Annotated in this window: 11 protein-coding genes, 1 pseudogene and 2 CRISPR repeat arrays (1 of these 14 running past the window's edge); of the genes and pseudogenes, 1 reads left to right on the forward strand and 11 read right to left on the reverse strand. The window is 43.0% G+C overall.

Annotation, left to right across the window (positions count from 1 at the left end; translation table 11 throughout):
- Nucleotides 1-129: pseudogene (locus tag B3K42_RS13725) on the forward strand (group II intron reverse transcriptase/maturase); the annotation flags it as partial.
- A gap of 68 nt (nt 130-197) precedes the next feature.
- Here B3K42_RS13725 and B3K42_RS03635 read toward each other — a convergent pair.
- From B3K42_RS03635 to B3K42_RS03685, 11 genes are all read right to left on the reverse strand, one after another.
- Complete coding sequence (locus tag B3K42_RS03635) at nt 198-488, reverse strand: hypothetical protein (protein WP_258367371.1); 291 nt, start codon at nt 486-488, stop codon at nt 198-200.
- A 1,098-nt stretch (nt 489-1,586) separates the two neighbouring features.
- Nucleotides 1,587-6,996: direct repeats of the CRISPR family, unit length 30 nt; unit sequence GTTTCAATTCCTCATAGGTAGTCTGGAAGC.
- Nucleotides 6,997-7,170: 174 nt separating this feature from the next.
- Nucleotides 7,171-7,995: an RAMP superfamily CRISPR-associated protein gene (locus B3K42_RS03640; protein ID WP_110990900.1), complete on the reverse strand. Its 825-nt coding sequence runs from the start codon at nt 7,993-7,995 to the stop codon at nt 7,171-7,173.
- Entirely contained in the window at nt 7,995-8,387 is a 393-nt protein-coding gene (locus B3K42_RS03645) for a hypothetical protein (protein WP_110990901.1), read from the reverse strand. The genes B3K42_RS03640 and B3K42_RS03645 overlap by 1 nt, the downstream gene beginning before the upstream one ends.
- Nucleotides 8,387-9,316 (reverse strand): type III-B CRISPR module RAMP protein Cmr4, encoded by a 930-nt coding sequence (gene cmr4 / locus B3K42_RS03650; protein WP_110990902.1) that lies wholly within the window; start codon nt 9,314-9,316, stop codon nt 8,387-8,389. The genes B3K42_RS03645 and cmr4 overlap by 1 nt, the downstream gene beginning before the upstream one ends.
- Nucleotides 9,313-12,288 carry a CRISPR-associated protein Csx11 gene (locus tag B3K42_RS03655; protein ID WP_181419106.1) on the reverse strand — a complete coding sequence of 992 codons (2,976 nt, stop codon included), beginning with the start codon at nt 12,286-12,288 and terminating at the stop codon, nt 9,313-9,315. The genes cmr4 and B3K42_RS03655 overlap by 4 nt, the downstream gene beginning before the upstream one ends.
- Entirely contained in the window at nt 12,281-13,522 is a 1,242-nt protein-coding gene (locus B3K42_RS03660; protein ID WP_110990904.1) for an RAMP superfamily CRISPR-associated protein, read from the reverse strand. Before B3K42_RS03660 ends, B3K42_RS03655 begins: the two co-directional genes overlap by 8 nt.
- Nucleotides 13,512-14,570, reverse strand: coding sequence for a type III-B CRISPR module RAMP protein Cmr1 (gene cmr1, locus B3K42_RS03665; protein ID WP_110990905.1), 1,059 nt, complete (start codon nt 14,568-14,570; stop codon nt 13,512-13,514). Before cmr1 ends, B3K42_RS03660 begins: the two co-directional genes overlap by 11 nt.
- A gap of 162 nt (nt 14,571-14,732) precedes the next feature.
- Nucleotides 14,733-15,050 carry a CRISPR-associated endoribonuclease Cas6 gene (gene cas6 / locus B3K42_RS03670; protein WP_110990906.1) on the reverse strand — a complete coding sequence of 106 codons (318 nt, stop codon included), beginning with the start codon at nt 15,048-15,050 and terminating at the stop codon, nt 14,733-14,735.
- Nucleotides 15,051-15,452: 402 nt separating this feature from the next.
- Nucleotides 15,453-16,226 carry a recombinase RecT gene (locus B3K42_RS03675; RefSeq protein ID WP_110990907.1) on the reverse strand — a complete coding sequence of 258 codons (774 nt, stop codon included), beginning with the start codon at nt 16,224-16,226 and terminating at the stop codon, nt 15,453-15,455.
- 79 nt (nt 16,227-16,305) lie between these two features.
- Nucleotides 16,306-16,923, reverse strand: a complete 618-nt coding sequence (locus B3K42_RS03680; RefSeq protein ID WP_110990908.1) for a hypothetical protein — start codon at nt 16,921-16,923, stop codon at nt 16,306-16,308.
- Between the two features lie 2 nt (nt 16,924-16,925).
- Nucleotides 16,926-17,186: a hypothetical protein gene (locus tag B3K42_RS03685; protein WP_292596920.1), complete on the reverse strand. Its 261-nt coding sequence runs from the start codon at nt 17,184-17,186 to the stop codon at nt 16,926-16,928.
- A gap of 254 nt (nt 17,187-17,440) precedes the next feature.
- Nucleotides 17,441-19,175: a CRISPR direct-repeat array (repeat unit 30 nt; unit sequence GTTTCAATTCCTCATAGGTAGTCTGGAAGC) (it continues 5,916 nt past the right edge of the window).

The following is a 19,175-nucleotide window of genomic DNA, read 5'->3' on the forward strand; positions in this document are numbered from 1 at the left end:
TGGGTAAGAAACAAGTACAAGAAAAGGAGAGGTCTCACAAAAGCGGGTAAATGGCTAGAAGCTATTGCTCGCAGGGAGCCTCATCTATTTGTACACTGGACAATGGGGATATTCTATATGGCTGGATAATGGGAGCCGGATGAATCGAGAGGTTCAAGTCCGGTTCTGAGAGAGCCTGGGGGTGAAACCCCCCTGGGCTACTCACCGGTGAAGAGGTTGTGCTCCAAGTCGCAGTAGTACATCTCTACACCATCTACAAGGGCTCTCTGTATGTCTCTTTCAACGATGAATTCCCTCACTTGTTCATCATTCTTGAGCTGCGGATAATGTTTCATGATTATCTCTTTAGCCTCTTCGAATGTCAGCGAGAATTCCAAGGTGCTTTTCAGTTCGTTCTGTCTTCTCAAATACTCGTCGGACCGCTGAAAGAAATTACCGAAAGCAACCGTAGAAACAAGAACGATCACAAGAACCAGTTTCAATTTCATACTTTATCCCCCTTTTCTGTTCCCTGATTTGACACAACAAAGCAAGTATATAATGATTGACTTCCAGAATTTAAACACTGAATGTAGTCTTATGATGAATATTTTCGCCTTGCGATCTCAGAGAGGAGTAAATTACAGATTGGAGCAATCTAAAATTAGAGGCAAAACAGTTAATCTTGTTTCTGGATTTTTATTTGGCCAAATGCTGTATTTGCTGTTGCCAGAAGCAAAGAGGTTGACTTACGCACTGTCCCCAACGATATGTATTTCGAACCCTCAGCATCCAATCAGTAATCCAGCTAACCTGCGACAGTCAGGACTTGCAGTTTCTGCCTTGCGCTTTCTCGCCCATCCTCCGAGCGACTTTCTTAACAACCTTATGCTCTACACAATGAATACGACCTAATGAAGAGGCTACAAACCTCATGAATCAGGCTTCTACCAGCACCGTAGTGGCAACTTTCTGATTTTCGCTTTTATTTTTCGCCATATTGGCTCATTTCAGAACCTAAACCGACAAACCTCTCGCCAGTCGTGGGGAGTACGCGAACGACTTGACCCCCAAAACGGGTCTGTCCCTTTCGAAAAGAAACTGATCGGAAACCTAGAGAAGAAGGGAGACATGAAGATTATCGATCGTTAGTATACTCTAAAGGATAATACTGTAAAGTATAATAAGCAGGTGATACATGCCTTCCCGTTAGTCTACTATCAGGCACTTGCTTGTCCAATTCCCCTGGGGGGCTGAATACGATCTCTAGCGCTCAAGAGATCGGAAGCGTGAGGATAGAGGTTTGAAGATCAAAATCATTCCGATGACGGCTATAGGTTATTCCGAAAGCGCTACAATCAGGCATCTGAAATTGTTTCAGGATCTCGCTCTTGGTTTTTGATCTTGACCAAGAACGAAGAAGAGATCCGCGCTCTGGAACGAAGAACAGATTCTTTCTCTTGGACGGCCAACACGGTTCTTTGGCTCTTCGGACTTCCTACCCTACCCCCCAACCCCGGTCCTCCCTCTTGCTTACACCCTCTTTGAACTGATTCCTTTGCTCTTGACCAACCACCTACCACGAACCACCAACAACCAGTTTGTGAGTTTCAATTCCTCATAGGTAGTCTGGAAGCATAGGTCGGGTATTATCCCGGCTTATTTATTGCTAGTTTCAATTCCTCATAGGTAGTCTGGAAGCGCAGAACGCCGCAGCCGAAGTTGAAATAGACAACGAGTTTCAATTCCTCATAGGTAGTCTGGAAGCAGGAACTCAAGGAAGAGATGAGAGACGAAGAGATCGTTTCAATTCCTCATAGGTAGTCTGGAAGCGAGAGATTAGACCTTATTAAGACAGTGAGGGTTTCAGGTTTCAATTCCTCATAGGTAGTCTGGAAGCCCTCATATGCCTCATCTGCCACGCAATACGTAACGTGTTTCAATTCCTCATAGGTAGTCTGGAAGCCGGACTACCGAGGAAAGTTCCTATTCCCATTCCGACTGGTTTCAATTCCTCATAGGTAGTCTGGAAGCTCTTGGCCTGAAAATGTTTGAAGACTGGGTCAGAGATGTTTCAATTCCTCATAGGTAGTCTGGAAGCGTTCGACGACGGCGGGGAAGGTTATATCCGGGGGGCGTTTCAATTCCTCATAGGTAGTCTGGAAGCCACAGGAAGAAGCCAGAAACCTTTTTAATACCATTGGTTTCAATTCCTCATAGGTAGTCTGGAAGCTGATCTCAACAACGTAAGGTTTGCTCCTGCTTCTTTGTTTCAATTCCTCATAGGTAGTCTGGAAGCTCCCTTCGAGTACGTCACCGTTATAGAAGTCAGACTGTTTCAATTCCTCATAGGTAGTCTGGAAGCTAATACCATTGCAAAGATCATAAAGGGCAAACCAGTTTCAATTCCTCATAGGTAGTCTGGAAGCGTAGTTATAATTGCCCATCTTCTGACGATAAAGCTCCGTTTCAATTCCTCATAGGTAGTCTGGAAGCCATCTACTGTTTATTGGATTGGTTTTCTTTTTCTTCGTTTCAATTCCTCATAGGTAGTCTGGAAGCTGTTTCCCTCTTCGATGATGTCCAGGATAATGTCCTGTTTCAATTCCTCATAGGTAGTCTGGAAGCGAATCTATTTTTAATTTATATTTTTACATTTTATAGTTTCAATTCCTCATAGGTAGTCTGGAAGCTTCGCTCATGCCAATTTGCTTTCGTACCCAGTCGGGTTTCAATTCCTCATAGGTAGTCTGGAAGCCAAATTACACCACCAAAAACTTTTGCAGCATTGGCAAGTTTCAATTCCTCATAGGTAGTCTGGAAGCCCTACCCACTTGAGGCCGTCCCAAACGGCTGTGCCTAGTTTCAATTCCTCATAGGTAGTCTGGAAGCACAAAGCAACATCATATGACCACTCACCGAGTTTTAGTTTCAATTCCTCATAGGTAGTCTGGAAGCATCTCGCAGGCTCTCATGCAAAGACATAAACAAGAGTTTCAATTCCTCATAGGTAGTCTGGAAGCATCTTCGTTCTAGCTGGTCGGCTTCTGACAGCGAAAGTTTCAATTCCTCATAGGTAGTCTGGAAGCAAGAGGTCGCCCGCCGTGGCGACCCTTCTCTTTGGAGGTAGTTTCAATTCCTCATAGGTAGTCTGGAAGCGCCTACATAGTCCATGACAGAGATAGCGCCCGAACCTTGTTTCAATTCCTCATAGGTAGTCTGGAAGCATATTGCCCATTGCACGATCCTGTCTGGAAAGTACGGGTTTCAATTCCTCATAGGTAGTCTGGAAGCTAGAGTTGAGACTTCTGACTTTCTCGCGGGTAGGGTAACTCGTTTCAATTCCTCATAGGTAGTCTGGAAGCGGTACATTGAAGTCTTTGGCTTCGTACACTTCTCATGTTTCAATTCCTCATAGGTAGTCTGGAAGCGTTGTTACCGGGGGTGGCCTGATCGTGGGCGTGTTGTTTCAATTCCTCATAGGTAGTCTGGAAGCGTCTAGGGCTTTCACTATTTCTTCTCTGTATTCCATGGTTTCAATTCCTCATAGGTAGTCTGGAAGCGCATGGAAGCCTTTGATCGTTCAGGCTTTCTACTACTAGTTTCAATTCCTCATAGGTAGTCTGGAAGCGGGTTAATACCCGGCTTATTTATTGCTATAATACCCGAGTTTCAATTCCTCATAGGTAGTCTGGAAGCGGGATAATACCCGGCTTTATTTTACTATAATACCCGAGTTTCAATTCCTCATAGGTAGTCTGGAAGCGCTGACACTGGGGAATAACACTCTTTGAACCGTCAACAGTTTCAATTCCTCATAGGTAGTCTGGAAGCTATCCTATGGTAGACCAGAAAGGCCGCCCCTGTGGTGTTTCAATTCCTCATAGGTAGTCTGGAAGCGTATTGCTCCGTCTTGAATGTCTTTAAGTTCTTGCAGTTTCAATTCCTCATAGGTAGTCTGGAAGCCTTTTCATGGCTTCGAGCCCGAGAATTGATGATGCAGTTTCAATTCCTCATAGGTAGTCTGGAAGCGATATTTGTAGGCAGAGACGGGCACCTTACCATTGCCCAGTTTCAATTCCTCATAGGTAGTCTGGAAGCCTAGGCTTTGGTCTGGGATTCTATGATGAATACTTGTTTCAATTCCTCATAGGTAGTCTGGAAGCTCGCGTCTTTCAAGCGTCGAGATTCCTGTGATTGCGTAGTTTCAATTCCTCATAGGTAGTCTGGAAGCAAAATTCAGTCCTTCGAAAGCCATAGTGTCATCAACTCGTTTCAATTCCTCATAGGTAGTCTGGAAGCCTTCGTCATAAACTAGGATCCCGTTCATTTGGCCAGTTTCAATTCCTCATAGGTAGTCTGGAAGCTGTCCAGAATGTTGCGATCATACTTATCAAAAAACCAGTTTCAATTCCTCATAGGTAGTCTGGAAGCGTCAGACTTTTCAAGCAGGATCTAGCCAGCACATCAGTTTCAATTCCTCATAGGTAGTCTGGAAGCGAACAAGGACCAGGCCGATTTCTTCGATTGCACTGCATTGTTTCAATTCCTCATAGGTAGTCTGGAAGCCGATATTTCCAACACCATTCTAAGTTGAGAGACCCAAGTTTCAATTCCTCATAGGTAGTCTGGAAGCGCATCTATCTTGACGCTTGGCTTGACTGAGAAATTGTTTCAATTCCTCATAGGTAGTCTGGAAGCTCAAGAATGAGGTCATAGCAATAGGCTCTGCTACTTGTTTCAATTCCTCATAGGTAGTCTGGAAGCACGAGAAACGGCAGGACTGTTCATGTGCAGGCGTTTGAGTTTCAATTCCTCATAGGTAGTCTGGAAGCGAGTAGAGAGCGTAGCCCACGATTGCCTGAGTCGTGCGTTTCAATTCCTCATAGGTAGTCTGGAAGCAGTAGAGAGCGTAGCCCACGATTGCCTGAGTCGTGCGTTTCAATTCCTCATAGGTAGTCTGGAAGCGTTTCTAGCAGCCGTGAAAGGTACCGACTTCGTAGAGTTTCAATTCCTCATAGGTAGTCTGGAAGCGGTCAGACTTTTCAAGCAGGATCTAGCCAGCACATCAGTTTCAATTCCTCATAGGTAGTCTGGAAGCTCTGGTTTTGACGTTGGAGATATAACCATATTTGGTTTCAATTCCTCATAGGTAGTCTGGAAGCCCTCGCTAGGCAGCCATTGCAGTGAGTCTATATCTTTGTTTCAATTCCTCATAGGTAGTCTGGAAGCGCTGACAAAGATGGATGATGTGCAGAAAGACATCGAGTTTCAATTCCTCATAGGTAGTCTGGAAGCTTGATTCCATCCGTGAATGGTCTCGCATTGAGACCTACATGTTTCAATTCCTCATAGGTAGTCTGGAAGCTTAGCCGAGACGCTCAGAAAACTTACAACGAAATCAGTTTCAATTCCTCATAGGTAGTCTGGAAGCTTCATAATTAGACTTACTTTTGTAATTAAAACCCTTGTTTCAATTCCTCATAGGTAGTCTGGAAGCTGCAAGGCAGCCTTTGATCGGTTAGACTTTCTACTAGTTTCAATTCCTCATAGGTAGTCTGGAAGCAGAGTAACGCCCTTCAACGAAGCAGAGAGTGCCTTGTTTCAATTCCTCATAGGTAGTCTGGAAGCTATGCTTTGAGTCCCAAATTTGCATGAGTCTAGACTGTTTCAATTCCTCATAGGTAGTCTGGAAGCCTGACACTGACACTGACGAATAGCACCTGTCAACAGTTTCAATTCCTCATAGGTAGTCTGGAAGCTTTCCGTTCTGCTCTCTGAGCATTTGAGTGACTTTCGTTTCAATTCCTCATAGGTAGTCTGGAAGCTCTTGTTGACCTTGAGGCAATAGACCGTGAATTTTGGGTTTCAATTCCTCATAGGTAGTCTGGAAGCATAGTATCATGAAGTGCACGGAGTAGAATTATTACAGTTTCAATTCCTCATAGGTAGTCTGGAAGCGAAAAATAGAAACACTGCTGATGAAGCTAATCAAGGTTTCAATTCCTCATAGGTAGTCTGGAAGCGGTCAAACAAGGGATAGGGGCCGCAACCGAATGGCTTGTTTCAATTCCTCATAGGTAGTCTGGAAGCGAGACTTGGTTTTGGGCCTAGTAAAACCAAGAAAACAGTTTCAATTCCTCATAGGTAGTCTGGAAGCATTTTCTTGTTTCATTACCCACTCTAGACTTGCCAGTTTCAATTCCTCATAGGTAGTCTGGAAGCCGTACTTTCTTTATTGTCTCTGGGGAGACGATCAGTTTCAATTCCTCATAGGTAGTCTGGAAGCTGGCTTCGCTTAATCCTCTAATACGGGGAAGAGAAACAGTTTCAATTCCTCATAGGTAGTCTGGAAGCGTATTGTGTAATGATATACTTAATGCAATACTGTGCCAGTTTCAATTCCTCATAGGTAGTCTGGAAGCCAAGGCAGCCTTTGATCGGTTAGACTTTCTACTAGTTTCAATTCCTCATAGGTAGTCTGGAAGCATCAGATGGAAACATGAAGGTCTGGTTCAACTTCTTGTTTCAATTCCTCATAGGTAGTCTGGAAGCGAGTTAAAGGTTGATATTGAGCTGGCCCTAGCGGGTTTCAATTCCTCATAGGTAGTCTGGAAGCAAGTCAGAGGAGTACAAGTTTCCAACAGAACTTGCTGAGTTTCAATTCCTCATAGGTAGTCTGGAAGCCTTTTCCATTCTGCTCTCTGAGCATTTGAGTGACTTTCGTTTCAATTCCTCATAGGTAGTCTGGAAGCTCGGGCTGTTGATCGTTTTGAACTGTTCTTGATTCTTGTTTCAATTCCTCATAGGTAGTCTGGAAGCGACGTTGAAGCTGATGAGTAACTAACACGAATCATGTTTCAATTCCTCATAGGTAGTCTGGAAGCTGACGTTTCCGGAGGTTTCGGGTAGCGAAAACACAGTTTCAATTCCTCATAGGTAGTCTGGAAGCCTCATCACTGTGGATGAAGCACTTGAAAACTTCTAGTTTCAATTCCTCATAGGTAGTCTGGAAGCCCATTACTATATAGATTATAAAGGATTTTCAGCGTTTTGAGGCAACATTAGTTCTTGCCTGTTTTTCAAGGACCATTTTCTCATGAATTGCACACAAAACTGAAGAGCTAAATTAAGATGCTTCTGTCGATCCCCAGGTGTTTTCAATTTATCAGGGGTCGACGGAGAAGTAAATCAGGATTTGGATTTCCAGATTCCTTTTTCGCCTATCAAAAAAGTATGATCTTTACTGAATCTAGTACCAGGTGTCCAGCATATTTGAGCTGCTGAGATTTCTGCTCCGAATCTCTCTTCTCTAGTTGTTTCAAGTCCAATAAGAGGTTCTATGTTGCCACTTGACGCAGAGCTATCTATTTGATTGTCGGCGAGCACGTGGGAGATTGCCAAATGAGATCTTGAGAGTTTTATTACTGGAAATTCCTCGTTTAGTTCAATATCATATCCATCTAGATCAATTTGAGCAACTTGAACGCAGCCTTTTGATCCATCAGTTTCCACTCGACCCCATCCATAAGTTCTTTCACCGCCTATTTGTAGCTTCGAAAGTGCATCTTCCCAATTCAAGGCGCAATCTTTGTGTTCAAAGATATTTCCAATGAGATAGACTTGTTTCCCGTCTCTTGTTTTTGGAGCTATATACTCTGTTTCATGCAGACTGCCCTCGTCAGCCATTTTTGCACCCAGATCTAGCGCAGTGTTTACCGTACTTCCTATGTATTTCCATTCGAACTCATCTTTTCTTTCCCATGGGAGAAGATCGATTTTCTCTTCATTATCAGAGGGGTAGAAGTAGCTGAATCTGAGAAATTTATCGACGTCTATTCCAGTTGTGCTGTAATCAAAGCCTCCGTAGTCTCTGGCAAGCCTAGCAGTCAAGGCTCCCCAAAGGGTTCTACCAGGAACATAGTATCTTGTTTGCTGAAGGTTTCCAATTTTTCTCCAGCCTATGTGCATCGGAGAAAGCAGTTTGAGGGAAACCCTATGTAATTCCCAGCTCATTAATTCTTCACCTTCGCTTTGGCACCATATCTAGCGTAAACGAGAGTCCTTTCCCATAGGTCCTTCACAAGGAAGAGAGAACCTGTGTTGTTGCAGATCTTCTCGTTGACCACGCGGAGTACGTCTTCTGGATTTTTCTCATCCAAATCTTCAAAGTCTATTCCCAGCGATTCCCTTACAGAACCAAGCAATTCTTTTGCTAATTTTTCTGCTGTTTCGGTCTTCTTCTTTTCTCTCGCATAGAGATAGAGTATGCATGCATAAATGCCGTTTCCGTGGAGAACCAAAAGAACATCATTAATAAGTTTCTCGAGTTCTTTTTTATCCATGCTCTTTAGAGAAACCAGGATATTTTGCCCTGATTTCGCTGCAATATAATCAAGGTTATTCATTAGTTTTCACCACCAGAGATAATCGTCATTCTTCCGAAGCCCCTCGTGGTCATTCCGCCGATGCCCATGAATTCGATGACTTTGAACCCAGTTCTTACAACATCCATTGGGGAGTTCCAGTCTCTTGTTCTTTCATTGCCTTTGTAACTCTCCATTGCGGTTTTAAATCCGGTCGATCTGAAGTCATCTTGAATGACTTTAGATATGAACCATGTGGCTCTTGGAATTGCTTCATATGTGAATAGCGCGGCATCTTCGGCAGCGCCGGTTTCAGGATTAATCGCTACGGAAGTCCTTGTTTCAAGGTTGTCATTGACTATTTGCGTAAACAGCTTATCTGATACTATGTAGATCTTCTGTTCGACAACCTTCCATTCGTCTTTTTCTGCTAAGCCATCAAGTTTGGGTTTTTCAATTGCTATATTTTCTACATCAATGAATAGCCAGCCGATTTTGATCTTGCTGTTTTCATCTGTTCCGCCCAGGTGATAAGCTTTTTCTTCATCCGGACCGAGGCCTTTCACATCGAAGCCAATTTCGTTCAGCATAGCTCTTGTAGTAACCCATATCGTTCCTTCGGATGAACAGACCGGGAAAAGAACTATCCTTGCATCGGAAAAGCTAACAACGCCGGCCTTGCTGGTTTGCTTAGAACCAGAGCCGTTTATATACCCAAAAGTATATGATACTGGATTCTCAGTACTCTTGGGCTTTTTGCTACCAGCTGCATCCAGATCTCCCATAAACATCGCAGCGTACATCTTCGCCGCGCCTGAAAGGCTTGTCCCTGGAATTATCGGTATGTTTGAGCCGGCTTCTCTCATTATCGTATTGTCTACTATCCCCAGATTAGTTCCCCCCGTACCTATGTGGATCGGGTCAAGGGTCATGAAAATGAATTTCCTCTCGCTATAGAGTTCGTTGCTCATTCCGCCACCTCCGATTTATCCTTCATGATGCTCATGTGAATTTCCAGTACATCCACAAATTTCCCATTCAGACAAAAATCAACGAGTTTCTGTTTCTCATGGTTTGAGAGAAGCAGTTTCCATTTGAGATTTTCAACGACGTTCTCAACATAACTCTTGAAGGTATTGTCCTCTTTTTCTGAAGAAAGGGCCCAGTCTCTTCGTTTCTCTTCAACAAGAGTGTTTAGCTTCTTTATCTGGCTGTTCGAAAGTCTTGTTGAGATAATTGCCCATACTCTTTCAATCTCATCCAGATCATCAAGATAATATGGACGCCGCTTTCTATAATTTGAACGCCTTCTACCTCCGCTGCTGTAGCTGATTTCGAATCTCTGGGATGCTGAGGAAAGATACTCAAAGTCAAAATAAGAAGGAGTGACTTGAACTATGTCGCCCTCTTTGAGTTCTGAAACATGAACTAGCCAGTTTCCGGAAGGACCTTTGAAAGAAAGGGATCTGTTTTTGAATTCAGTTTCGTCTTTATCTTTGTTAACAACATAAAAATACGGATACCATATATCTTCAGAGCAGTCTCCCATCTTTGAGGGGATTTTCCAAACCTGATTTTCCTGGAAAGTCAATTCGAAGTAATCTGAGAGCTCTTCGGGTTGTTTCATCAGTGCCCATAGTTTTTCTTCATTGTCGATTTGCATCATTCTGCGCCCGGCATCCATGATTGCAGGAAGTGCTGTGTGATATCCCGCATACACAATTCCAAGATTCATGGGCAGGCGGTTTCTGACTTTTCCCATTTCCTTTTCGTATTTCTCTTTTATCTTTTTGGCAGCTTCAAGAGCCTTATCTGCCGGTACAAGAACCATGAATCTTTCCGGGTCTTTTGTTATTTCGATTAACGGGGAGTAATTACACGATTCGATTTCGATGCCATCGATTCTTGAACTGGCGAGTACTTTTGAAGGTTCACTGGAGTCGTATAACTCTATGTTCTTACCGTTCAGGTCTTTGATTAATTCATCAACTAAATCTTTCCGACTGTCTGTCTTTATTTCAACAGGGAGCTTCTTGGCAAGCAATTCAAGATTCTCAATTATCACAAGTTTTACGAATCCGTCGGCACCTTTAGGATTCTCATTCTCGTAGAATACAGTGAATTTGGTTTCATTCACTTTGGCTTCGTAGGCATTATTTGGGGGGAGGTTTAAACTATTTAGCCGGACTTTCAAAACAAACCTTTCAGTTATTGGATCTATAACTTCTTTGATTTCTGCGAGAGCCTCGTCCCAGAACTTACTTGTCGTCTCCCAAACTCTACGAACCCTTGCAAAAGAAGGAGGTTTCCGCCAAACTGCGAGTGCCAGCTTTTCATGTTTTTCGAGTGCTTTGTTTTCTCCGAGATCTTCAGAACCCACCATGAAGTTATAAAGGCCATCAACTGTTTTGAGATCAGTTAAGACGTATTTTTTCCCAACACTTTTCAGACTTGGGATACTATTTAGTTCATCTGATGTTGAAAGCTCTCTCGTGAGGTCCGTGAAGGAGAAACCAACTGTCTTCTTAAGGTTTCTGAATGTTGAAAGATTGTTTGTATTACCTATCCAATTATTCAAATTGAAACTAGAGCTAAGCAGTGCGATTTTTCCCGTTGAGTCTGCGATTTCATCGATCCATACGGTTTGATTTTTTCTGTTTCCTGCCCACTGCTTTCCACGACCAGTAATTCTGCTAAAACATTCTTCACAAAACTTAATCCCTAGTTTTCGAAAGTTAGCATCAATAGATCTTATATTGCAAGAAGGGCATAACTCTGCTTTTTCGGTCCAGAGTTCTTTGAGTTTCAGACAAGGAATATTGCCATCAGGCTTCTTTGATACAACAGAACCCAAATTATAGAGGTTTCTTGAAGGACTTTCGGTTATATGAAAGAACGGAGTAACTTCCCAGTTAGTTGAATTAGCGATTTCTTCGAAGATTGTCTGCTTCAGACTGAACTTTTTCTCCGTGACCAAATCATCAATCGCTAGTTTTTCGCTTAGCTCTGGAATTAGAAACGTTATCCCGTTTGTGTCTCTGAATATTTCTAAACCAAGAGGATACTCCACCTCAATTAATGATTTTGCTCTATCGAGTGCTTCATCAATTAGATCCCTTCGACTTATCATGTCTCCAATACCAGTTCCTTTTGCTACATAGCTTTCACCGTCGAAAGTCACGTGAAGATATCTGAAAGTGTATCTGTTGTCTTTATCGAAGGGATCTTTATATCCATTGATTAGGGATTCTGCAAGCTCTGCCTTGAAAAAAGCTACCGAAGATATTGTCTGGTCCCAAAGAGTAACGTCATTTATAGGTCTTCTAGTATCTCCTATCGCCTTGGCAAAATGTTGATTCAAGGCATTTATCAATTTTGTTCTGAGCTTACTTAATCTTCCAAGGTTGTCTACTTCGCTAATTTCCAGAATCTGCAGCAAATCGATAAGGACATTTTCAATAAGAGTATAAAGATCCTTGGAATCCTGTTCTATCAAATCAGCGTCTGTGGGATTTGCTTCATAGCCGAAAGCAGTTGATATGTGCATACTCGAATTGTCTTGAGTTGAGTAGACATCATTCTTCAGAATACCTTTTTCTGTACCAGAGCCCCGACCATGAGAATCATTTAGCAGTTTATTGAATGCGTTTGCGTCATCTTTTATTATGTTATTCCCCAGTTCATGTTTCGAGACAAACTCTTCTACTACTAGAGGAATTTGGAAATCCTTTATTGGCAATTTCCTTTTAGCCTTTTGTAGCAAATCTTCTTCTAGAAGTGTCAGAAGGTTCTGCAATAGGCCATTTGGTAACTGCCTTGACTTCGTATGATCGCCTTCCATGAATTCTTTAGTATATTTCCCTATCATGTGCAACCAGCATGCAATTTCAGCAGTAAGCAAAACGTCTCTGTTTTCTGCAAGAACAGTCAAATCTTTATTCATCAGGATTACCTCCCGCTGTATCTGGTTGAGCATTCATATCGGCTATTGCCTTTGTTAAGTCTATAAGCTCAGTAAAGCTCGCAAATTCTCCCGCGTTTTGTTGAGAGTGTTTGACACTCAATGATTTCATGTAAGATTCACCATTTTTCTCATACCAGCGTTTAAATTTTGAGAATTCATCACCACTCAGAAAACCGTGCTCTGTCTTCTGCTTCTGAAACTTTTTATTGCTGAGCAGGGTTCCTGTTGCATTGTCAACCAGTTCGCCTTTCACAGTTCCGTTTTCGTTGAGAAATTGCCGGAAATTCTCAGGTAGCTTCATTGCCTTGTTTTCCTGTTCTATCTTTATAGACATGTCAGTGTAGACTTTTCCACTTTTTACAATGTTGCTGGCTATTCCATATCCGCTTGAGGTCTTTGCTCCGAACCCATAAACAGTGAACATAGCTTCGATTCCTTTGGCGATTACTTTCAGATCTTCAAGCATTTGTTTGGCGGATTCCTCCTTTTCTTTTCCAGTAAGGTCGAACGGAACATAGAGCAGTGAAAATTTGCTGTTCGAGCCTGAAGGAATACTCTCTATAAGTATCGGAACGGTTCCGGCACGGGTTTTTCTATCGTGAGGATTTATGATTTCGTAGTCTACTTTATCGAAGAACGACGGGAAAAAGTGAAGACGGCCCTGTCGAAAGCTTTCATTCGTCAGTCTCTCATTTCCGAAGATTCGAGTGATTTGCTCGTTATCTTCCTTCATACCTTCATGCCAGAATGCTGAACGGAGGCAGCCTTTCCATGTGGATCCGGGAATGAAAGGGCAGCCGAGAATCTTTTCTCGCTTTATGGAGTTTTCAATAATCGTGAAATTCTCATCATCCTTTGAAATGTAGGGCTTCTCAAGAGTAAAATCAAATTCGATAATAAATGAGTAGGGAGGGAGAATATCCAGGGCCGTCGAATCGGTTTTATTGAATATCTCTTTAGCAAAACTGCTCCCACAGTCCGCATTTTTCCCTTTTTTTACATAGACTTGTTTTACGTAGTTTTCTCCATCAGAATATCCTAAAGCTTCGAGGTATTTGAAAGTAATCAAGAGTTCTGAGTCGCCAAGTTTCTTAAGAATTTTCGCAATTACATTCTCATTCGGGTCTTTTTTCTTGAGTTCATCTGTGAGTTCGTTCATGATGCGTTTTTCCTTGATTTCGAAGAGGGTGCTGGAATTACAGTCAAGAATCAATTTCTGTCACCTCACTTAGTATTTCACCAAAAGAGAAAATCTCTCTATCGTTATTAGTGTCATAATCTCTTTCAATTGCTTCGCGAACAATTTCCGAAACAGCTCTTGCTGTGAATCCCCAAATGCGCAACTTGTATTTCTCATTTTTCTGGTTCTCTTTGTAGAAACTGCTAACAAACACTTTGCTTGCCCATTTATCACCTTTCGTTCCTCCAAAGATCTCTGCTGTAGCTTTTTTGGATCCACATTTTCCAAAGTATTCTTTTCGCAACACATATCTCACATCAAAAGACATCGGAATATACAAATTCTTGACTTCACCACCCAGATATTTCAAGTTCGCTGGCGGAAGAGATTTTCCAACTTCTGTTTCGACTTTCCAGTAGTTCTTCAGCGAAAAGCCTTTCTTATCATCACTTCTTTTGACAAAGCAATTTTCCTTAAGGAATCTGTTGATTATCCGAAGTGATTCTCTTGTTTCCTCCGCATGATCAGCGAGTTCAAAGAGGCCGTAACCAAATTGAGGCTTAGCCCCAAGAGAACCAAAGTTGCTCATGATTGAAAGGACAGCCTTAAGCTGCTCTTCAATTTGATTTCTATCGCACCTTGGGAGAACTCTAAGCTCAAGCGAACCGAAGAAGTCCCTATCATGACGGTTCTTCTCAAAGACCTTGCTTAACCAGTTCTTATTGATGCTCTTGGTTGTAGCCTGTGAAAAGGGTTCATTCCCTCTAACCGGCTGCTTGCCATCGACCGTTACAGACAAATTGAACATTCTCTTCCAGCCTGTAGTTCCAAACAGATAACAGGCAGGACAAAGCTTCGAAATCCTTTCTTCACCGTCTTTTTCTTTGCCAGATAGTTTACAGCGATTATCTGAAGTCGGATCGCATACGTAATAGCCGAGACCTCTAGCAATGACTTCATACCACCATCTGATGCTTCCTATGATTCCCGTTTCGTGTACCCGGTCCATCTTTCCATCTGACCCACCGGTCCATAGCGGGGTAAGGGTCTTAACTCTGAATGTAATCGGTCCACTCTCCATTTTTCCCACACCTCTTTTCTGTACAGCTCCAAAGTCAGCCGCTGATTCTTGCGTATTCCAAGTGTTTCGATGGCTAAGTAATGTTCTGACTTAAGTTTTAGGTTCGCGCTGGATTTTTATCAAACTCATCCTTATAAATGAACGCTCTCCCGTTAGTTTCAACTATCTCCTTTCGCTGATTTCTATCATTCCAAATCCCTGTGCATTCTTCGAACCTAATCCCCAGTAGTAGGCTATCGATATAAGCTCCGGATCTGCGTTAAGCTCAAAGCGGAAGTCCCAGGCAATTTGAGTGAAAACCTTGTACTTGACAATTCGTTGAACAGGTCTTGAGGCAAGTTTGAAGGAGAAGGATTCTCCCGCTCTGACGGAATTACCCAATGCACTTGCCTTTCTGTTGAGGTTTTCCCGAATCTGAATTGCGAAATCTTTCTCTGCCGGATTGTAAAAGTACGTTTTCTTTCTCCCGTCTGCTGTCATGAGAGTCGAATAACCCTTAGTGAGCGATATTGTTCTCGCTTATTCGTCATTCTATTCGGCGACAAATGAATCCAGATGATTTTTCGAGGAACGCAGTACGGAGTCTTACATATCGCAAGCAACTGCAAAACCATTACCTCATTTCATCTTTGTATAACACCATTTGACAATTAATGTGAAAGTGACAACGTAATACCCCATTCAAGTTATCCATAATTGTTCCTGCAAAGACTTCACAAGGCGTAATTTATGTTCATTATATCTCTTGTAACAAATAAATCAAAATCCAGCATATATTGGTTTTTTGAAACGATCAAACCAGTTTATTGTTGAATGGATTCGGCTTTCTAAGAACCCGTGAAGCCCTGTCAAGGTTTGCAGTCATCCAGTCATGTTTTGGTTTCAATTCCTCATAGGTAGTCTGGAAGCCTCTCTAGCGGTTTCATCCAGTGCCAGAGCCGTCCTGATAATCGGAGACTTCGGAATCCACCTGAAACCAGCCTTAACGACCGTCTTCTCTCCCATTCTGTCTTCACTCGTGAACCAAGGGCTGTCTTTCCTGCTGCCACTGAGGCCAGCTTTGTAGGCCACGGAATACCTATCCCTTATCTTGTGAACCTGTTCCTTAGTCATGTAGACTATGATGTTTCCGCCGCCCTTGAGTTTGCCGACCATGTAGTAGCCTTTCGACTCGCCGGGATCTCCATCTAGGTATGGTATGTGGACAAGCTCTTCGTTGAGTCCGTACTTCAGACTGAAGGTGTCTTTCTCATAGACGGTTCGCGCTACAATGGATTCCATCCTGTCTGACCTGTAACCAAGCTCTACTAAGCCCTCGTACATGATGTCAAAACAAACTTTCCCCTTCCTTGGGACCAGGGCGCATTGATCTAGTCCGTTTGTGGGATCGAGACCAAGCTGGGCCGCCATCATGACGGCTCCGAGAAGTGAAGCGGGGTTCTGCATGGCCGCTTCAGCGAGGCTCTTGTTCTGTCTGAGAAGAGTGACTACTATTCTTATCATTCTTTCGGGAGTTATTCCCGCATCCGGAAGGGCGTTGGCAATTTCCCCTTTGATTGAAGTGAGGTTCTTGACTATTCCTGCTAGAGGATCGGGCTTGTGGTTCCTTCTTTCATCTTCCTTCTTCACCATAGAAGCGATTTCACTTGCTTTCATTCTCTTGTATCTGAATTCTCAGCTCTGTATTTTCTCATCAGATCGCCACGCCACAATTGAATCACTCCCATTGACTTTTCTATTCTCTTTCCTCAACTTCCGTTATCTCTAACTTGAAGACTATTTCCCTTTCTGTTTGTGGTTCCCAGATCAAATATCTCGGAGTATCTTGAGTCTTAAAAGCGATGAACAAAGAAGCGTAACTGGACGCGTATTGCCCGGCAGGAGCCAGCTCTCCTTCGCGCCTCATTTCTTCAGAGTATTTCTTCCCATATAGGGGATCTGGATAAACAACCTCCCCTAACAATGTCTGCAACTTGAAGTCTTTGTAAGAAAAGTTCAGCGTTTCATTTAGCTTGCTTTTGATGCTTACTCCAAAGCGAATGTACTCACAATCCAATTCCTCAAGGTACGCCATTTCTTTCGATATACTTCGCCAGTATGCGATATTTCTAAGTTCTGAATCTGTGACAAACAATGCTTTCTTTGCGAAGAAGATGTCTATACTAAGTTCCGCTCCTTCAACAGATACACCTTGAGTGCCTTCAAAAACAGAAGGCTCATCATTACTTAATGATTCCGGCTCTCCTTGACTAAGCTCTTTATTACTAAAATCTAGTACCCCTGTCATAACTAGAAATAAGGCAACAACCAAGGTGGCAATTACAGCAAGAAGAAGAATCGTGCTCTTTTTCATTCTCAAACCTCCTTATTCATTCTCTTGTATCTGAATCTTCTGGTATGTGCTTCTTCGGAATACTTCGCATAGTCATCGGGTCTTTCTTCCTTGAACTTCTTCTGTGAGAATCGCTTTGAGTCGAAGTTCTTCCAGAACACCCAATAGTTCTCGGTTGCTCCCACTTCTGCATCTCCGAGATGTTCTTTGAGTTTGTTCTTGCGAAGTTCGATTTCCTTTTCGAGTTCTTTTGCCTGATCTTCAAGGGCCTCAAGTTCCTGCACCAGAAGATCATCATCATGAGGAAGATCAAATGACTTTCTCATCGAATAAGGGAAAAGAATTTCAAGGGTATCCTTACAATCTTCGGTTGCATCAGCCGATGGGGGCTTATCTCCAAGAACATTCTCTTTCCAGAATTTCTCTTCGCGTCGGACGATCTCCTCCGCGAGCTCCTCATCCAGTTCGAACCTCTTGTACTCGAACCTCTTCCCTCCGATCAGACCAGCAATGTAGCCCCAGGTCCTGCCGGTAACAAGTTTCAATTCCTCATAGGTAGTCTGGAAGCATACTGTCCTTCATAAGGTACAATAGACACTACAAGAGTTTCAATTCCTCATAGGTAGTCTGGAAGCCTTTTCTGTTTGAACTGTTCATGTAACCGAAACTGGGTTTCAATTCCTCATAGGTAGTCTGGAAGCGTCATTGTGCCTCCCTCCTCTTTTTCTCGATCCAGGCTTGTTTCAATTCCTCATAGGTAGTCTGGAAGCTTCCTACATGGTACGGCACAAAAACCGCCGCAACAAAGTTTCAATTCCTCATAGGTAGTCTGGAAGCCTTTTCTGTTTGAACTGTTCATGTAACCGAAACTGGGTTTCAATTCCTCATAGGTAGTCTGGAAGCTCCTCTCTCAGAAACGCCAAGCGGCACATCAAACATGTTTCAATTCCTCATAGGTAGTCTGGAAGCCTTGGTGAGGCTCTCCCATTCCTTCGAGAACTGACGGTTTCAATTCCTCATAGGTAGTCTGGAAGCTCGCGGCGCCCGAGTTCAGGCCCGCAACGGTCAGTTGTTTCAATTCCTCATAGGTAGTCTGGAAGCGGAAGATCTGTGTGACGTTTGTCTCCTGCGACCTTGGTTTCAATTCCTCATAGGTAGTCTGGAAGCATTCCAATTGCTGCCCTGTTGAAAGCAGGCTCCTTGTTTCAATTCCTCATAGGTAGTCTGGAAGCGATGTTGCTTTGTGGGCTAAGGACAATGTTTTGCCCAGTTTCAATTCCTCATAGGTAGTCTGGAAGCGGTTCTGGGCAGACATAGATATTCAGGACGGAGTACAGTTTCAATTCCTCATAGGTAGTCTGGAAGCGGTATGGGACACCGAGAAAGACGAACTCTCGGTAGTGTTTCAATTCCTCATAGGTAGTCTGGAAGCAGATGTCCTACTGGACAACATTTTTAGCATTTGAAGTTTCAATTCCTCATAGGTAGTCTGGAAGCCTCTCAAGAAGTGGGTCTATTCAGAGCTTGGTCTTGAGTTTCAATTCCTCATAGGTAGTCTGGAAGCTGGGCGGTACCATGTGGTTCGATGAGTTGGGGGTCCTAGTTTCAATTCCTCATAGGTAGTCTGGAAGCCCTGTTGCAACTATTGAGAAAGTTCTCAGAGTCATGTTTCAATTCCTCATAGGTAGTCTGGAAGCATCACAGTTGACATCAACGACGCCGATGTAGCAACCAAGTTTCAATTCCTCATAGGTAGTCTGGAAGCAGATGTCCTACTGGACAACATTTTTAGCATTTGAAGTTTCAATTCCTCATAGGTAGTCTGGAAGCCTAGTACGACGTTGTATGTTTTGTATAGCATTGTAGTTTCAATTCCTCATAGGTAGTCTGGAAGCTTCCATCCAGTCCAAGCGGAAATGCCTGACTGAGTATCGTTTCAATTCCTCATAGGTAGTCTGGAAGCGTACGACGCTCCGGAAAGCTCCAGAAATGTAGTGCTGTTTCAATTCCTCATAGGTAGTCTGGAAGCTGCATTGTACGACGTTGTATATTTTTTTTTGCATTGTAGTTTCAATTCCTCATAGGTAGTCTGGAAGCTTCCTCTCTCAGAAACACCAAGCGGCACATCAAACATGTTTCAATTCCTCATAGGTAGTCTGGAAGCGTGTGCAATTGGTTTGATGAGAAGTGCACACTACCCAGTTTCAATTCCTCATAGGTAGTCTGGAAGCGATGAGAAGTGCACACTACCCAAGACTTCTATGTATGTTTCA

Origin of the sequence: Mesotoga sp. UBA6090 (assembly GCF_002435945.1) — a bacterium.
Taxonomy (GTDB): domain Bacteria; phylum Thermotogota; class Thermotogae; order Petrotogales; family Kosmotogaceae; genus Mesotoga.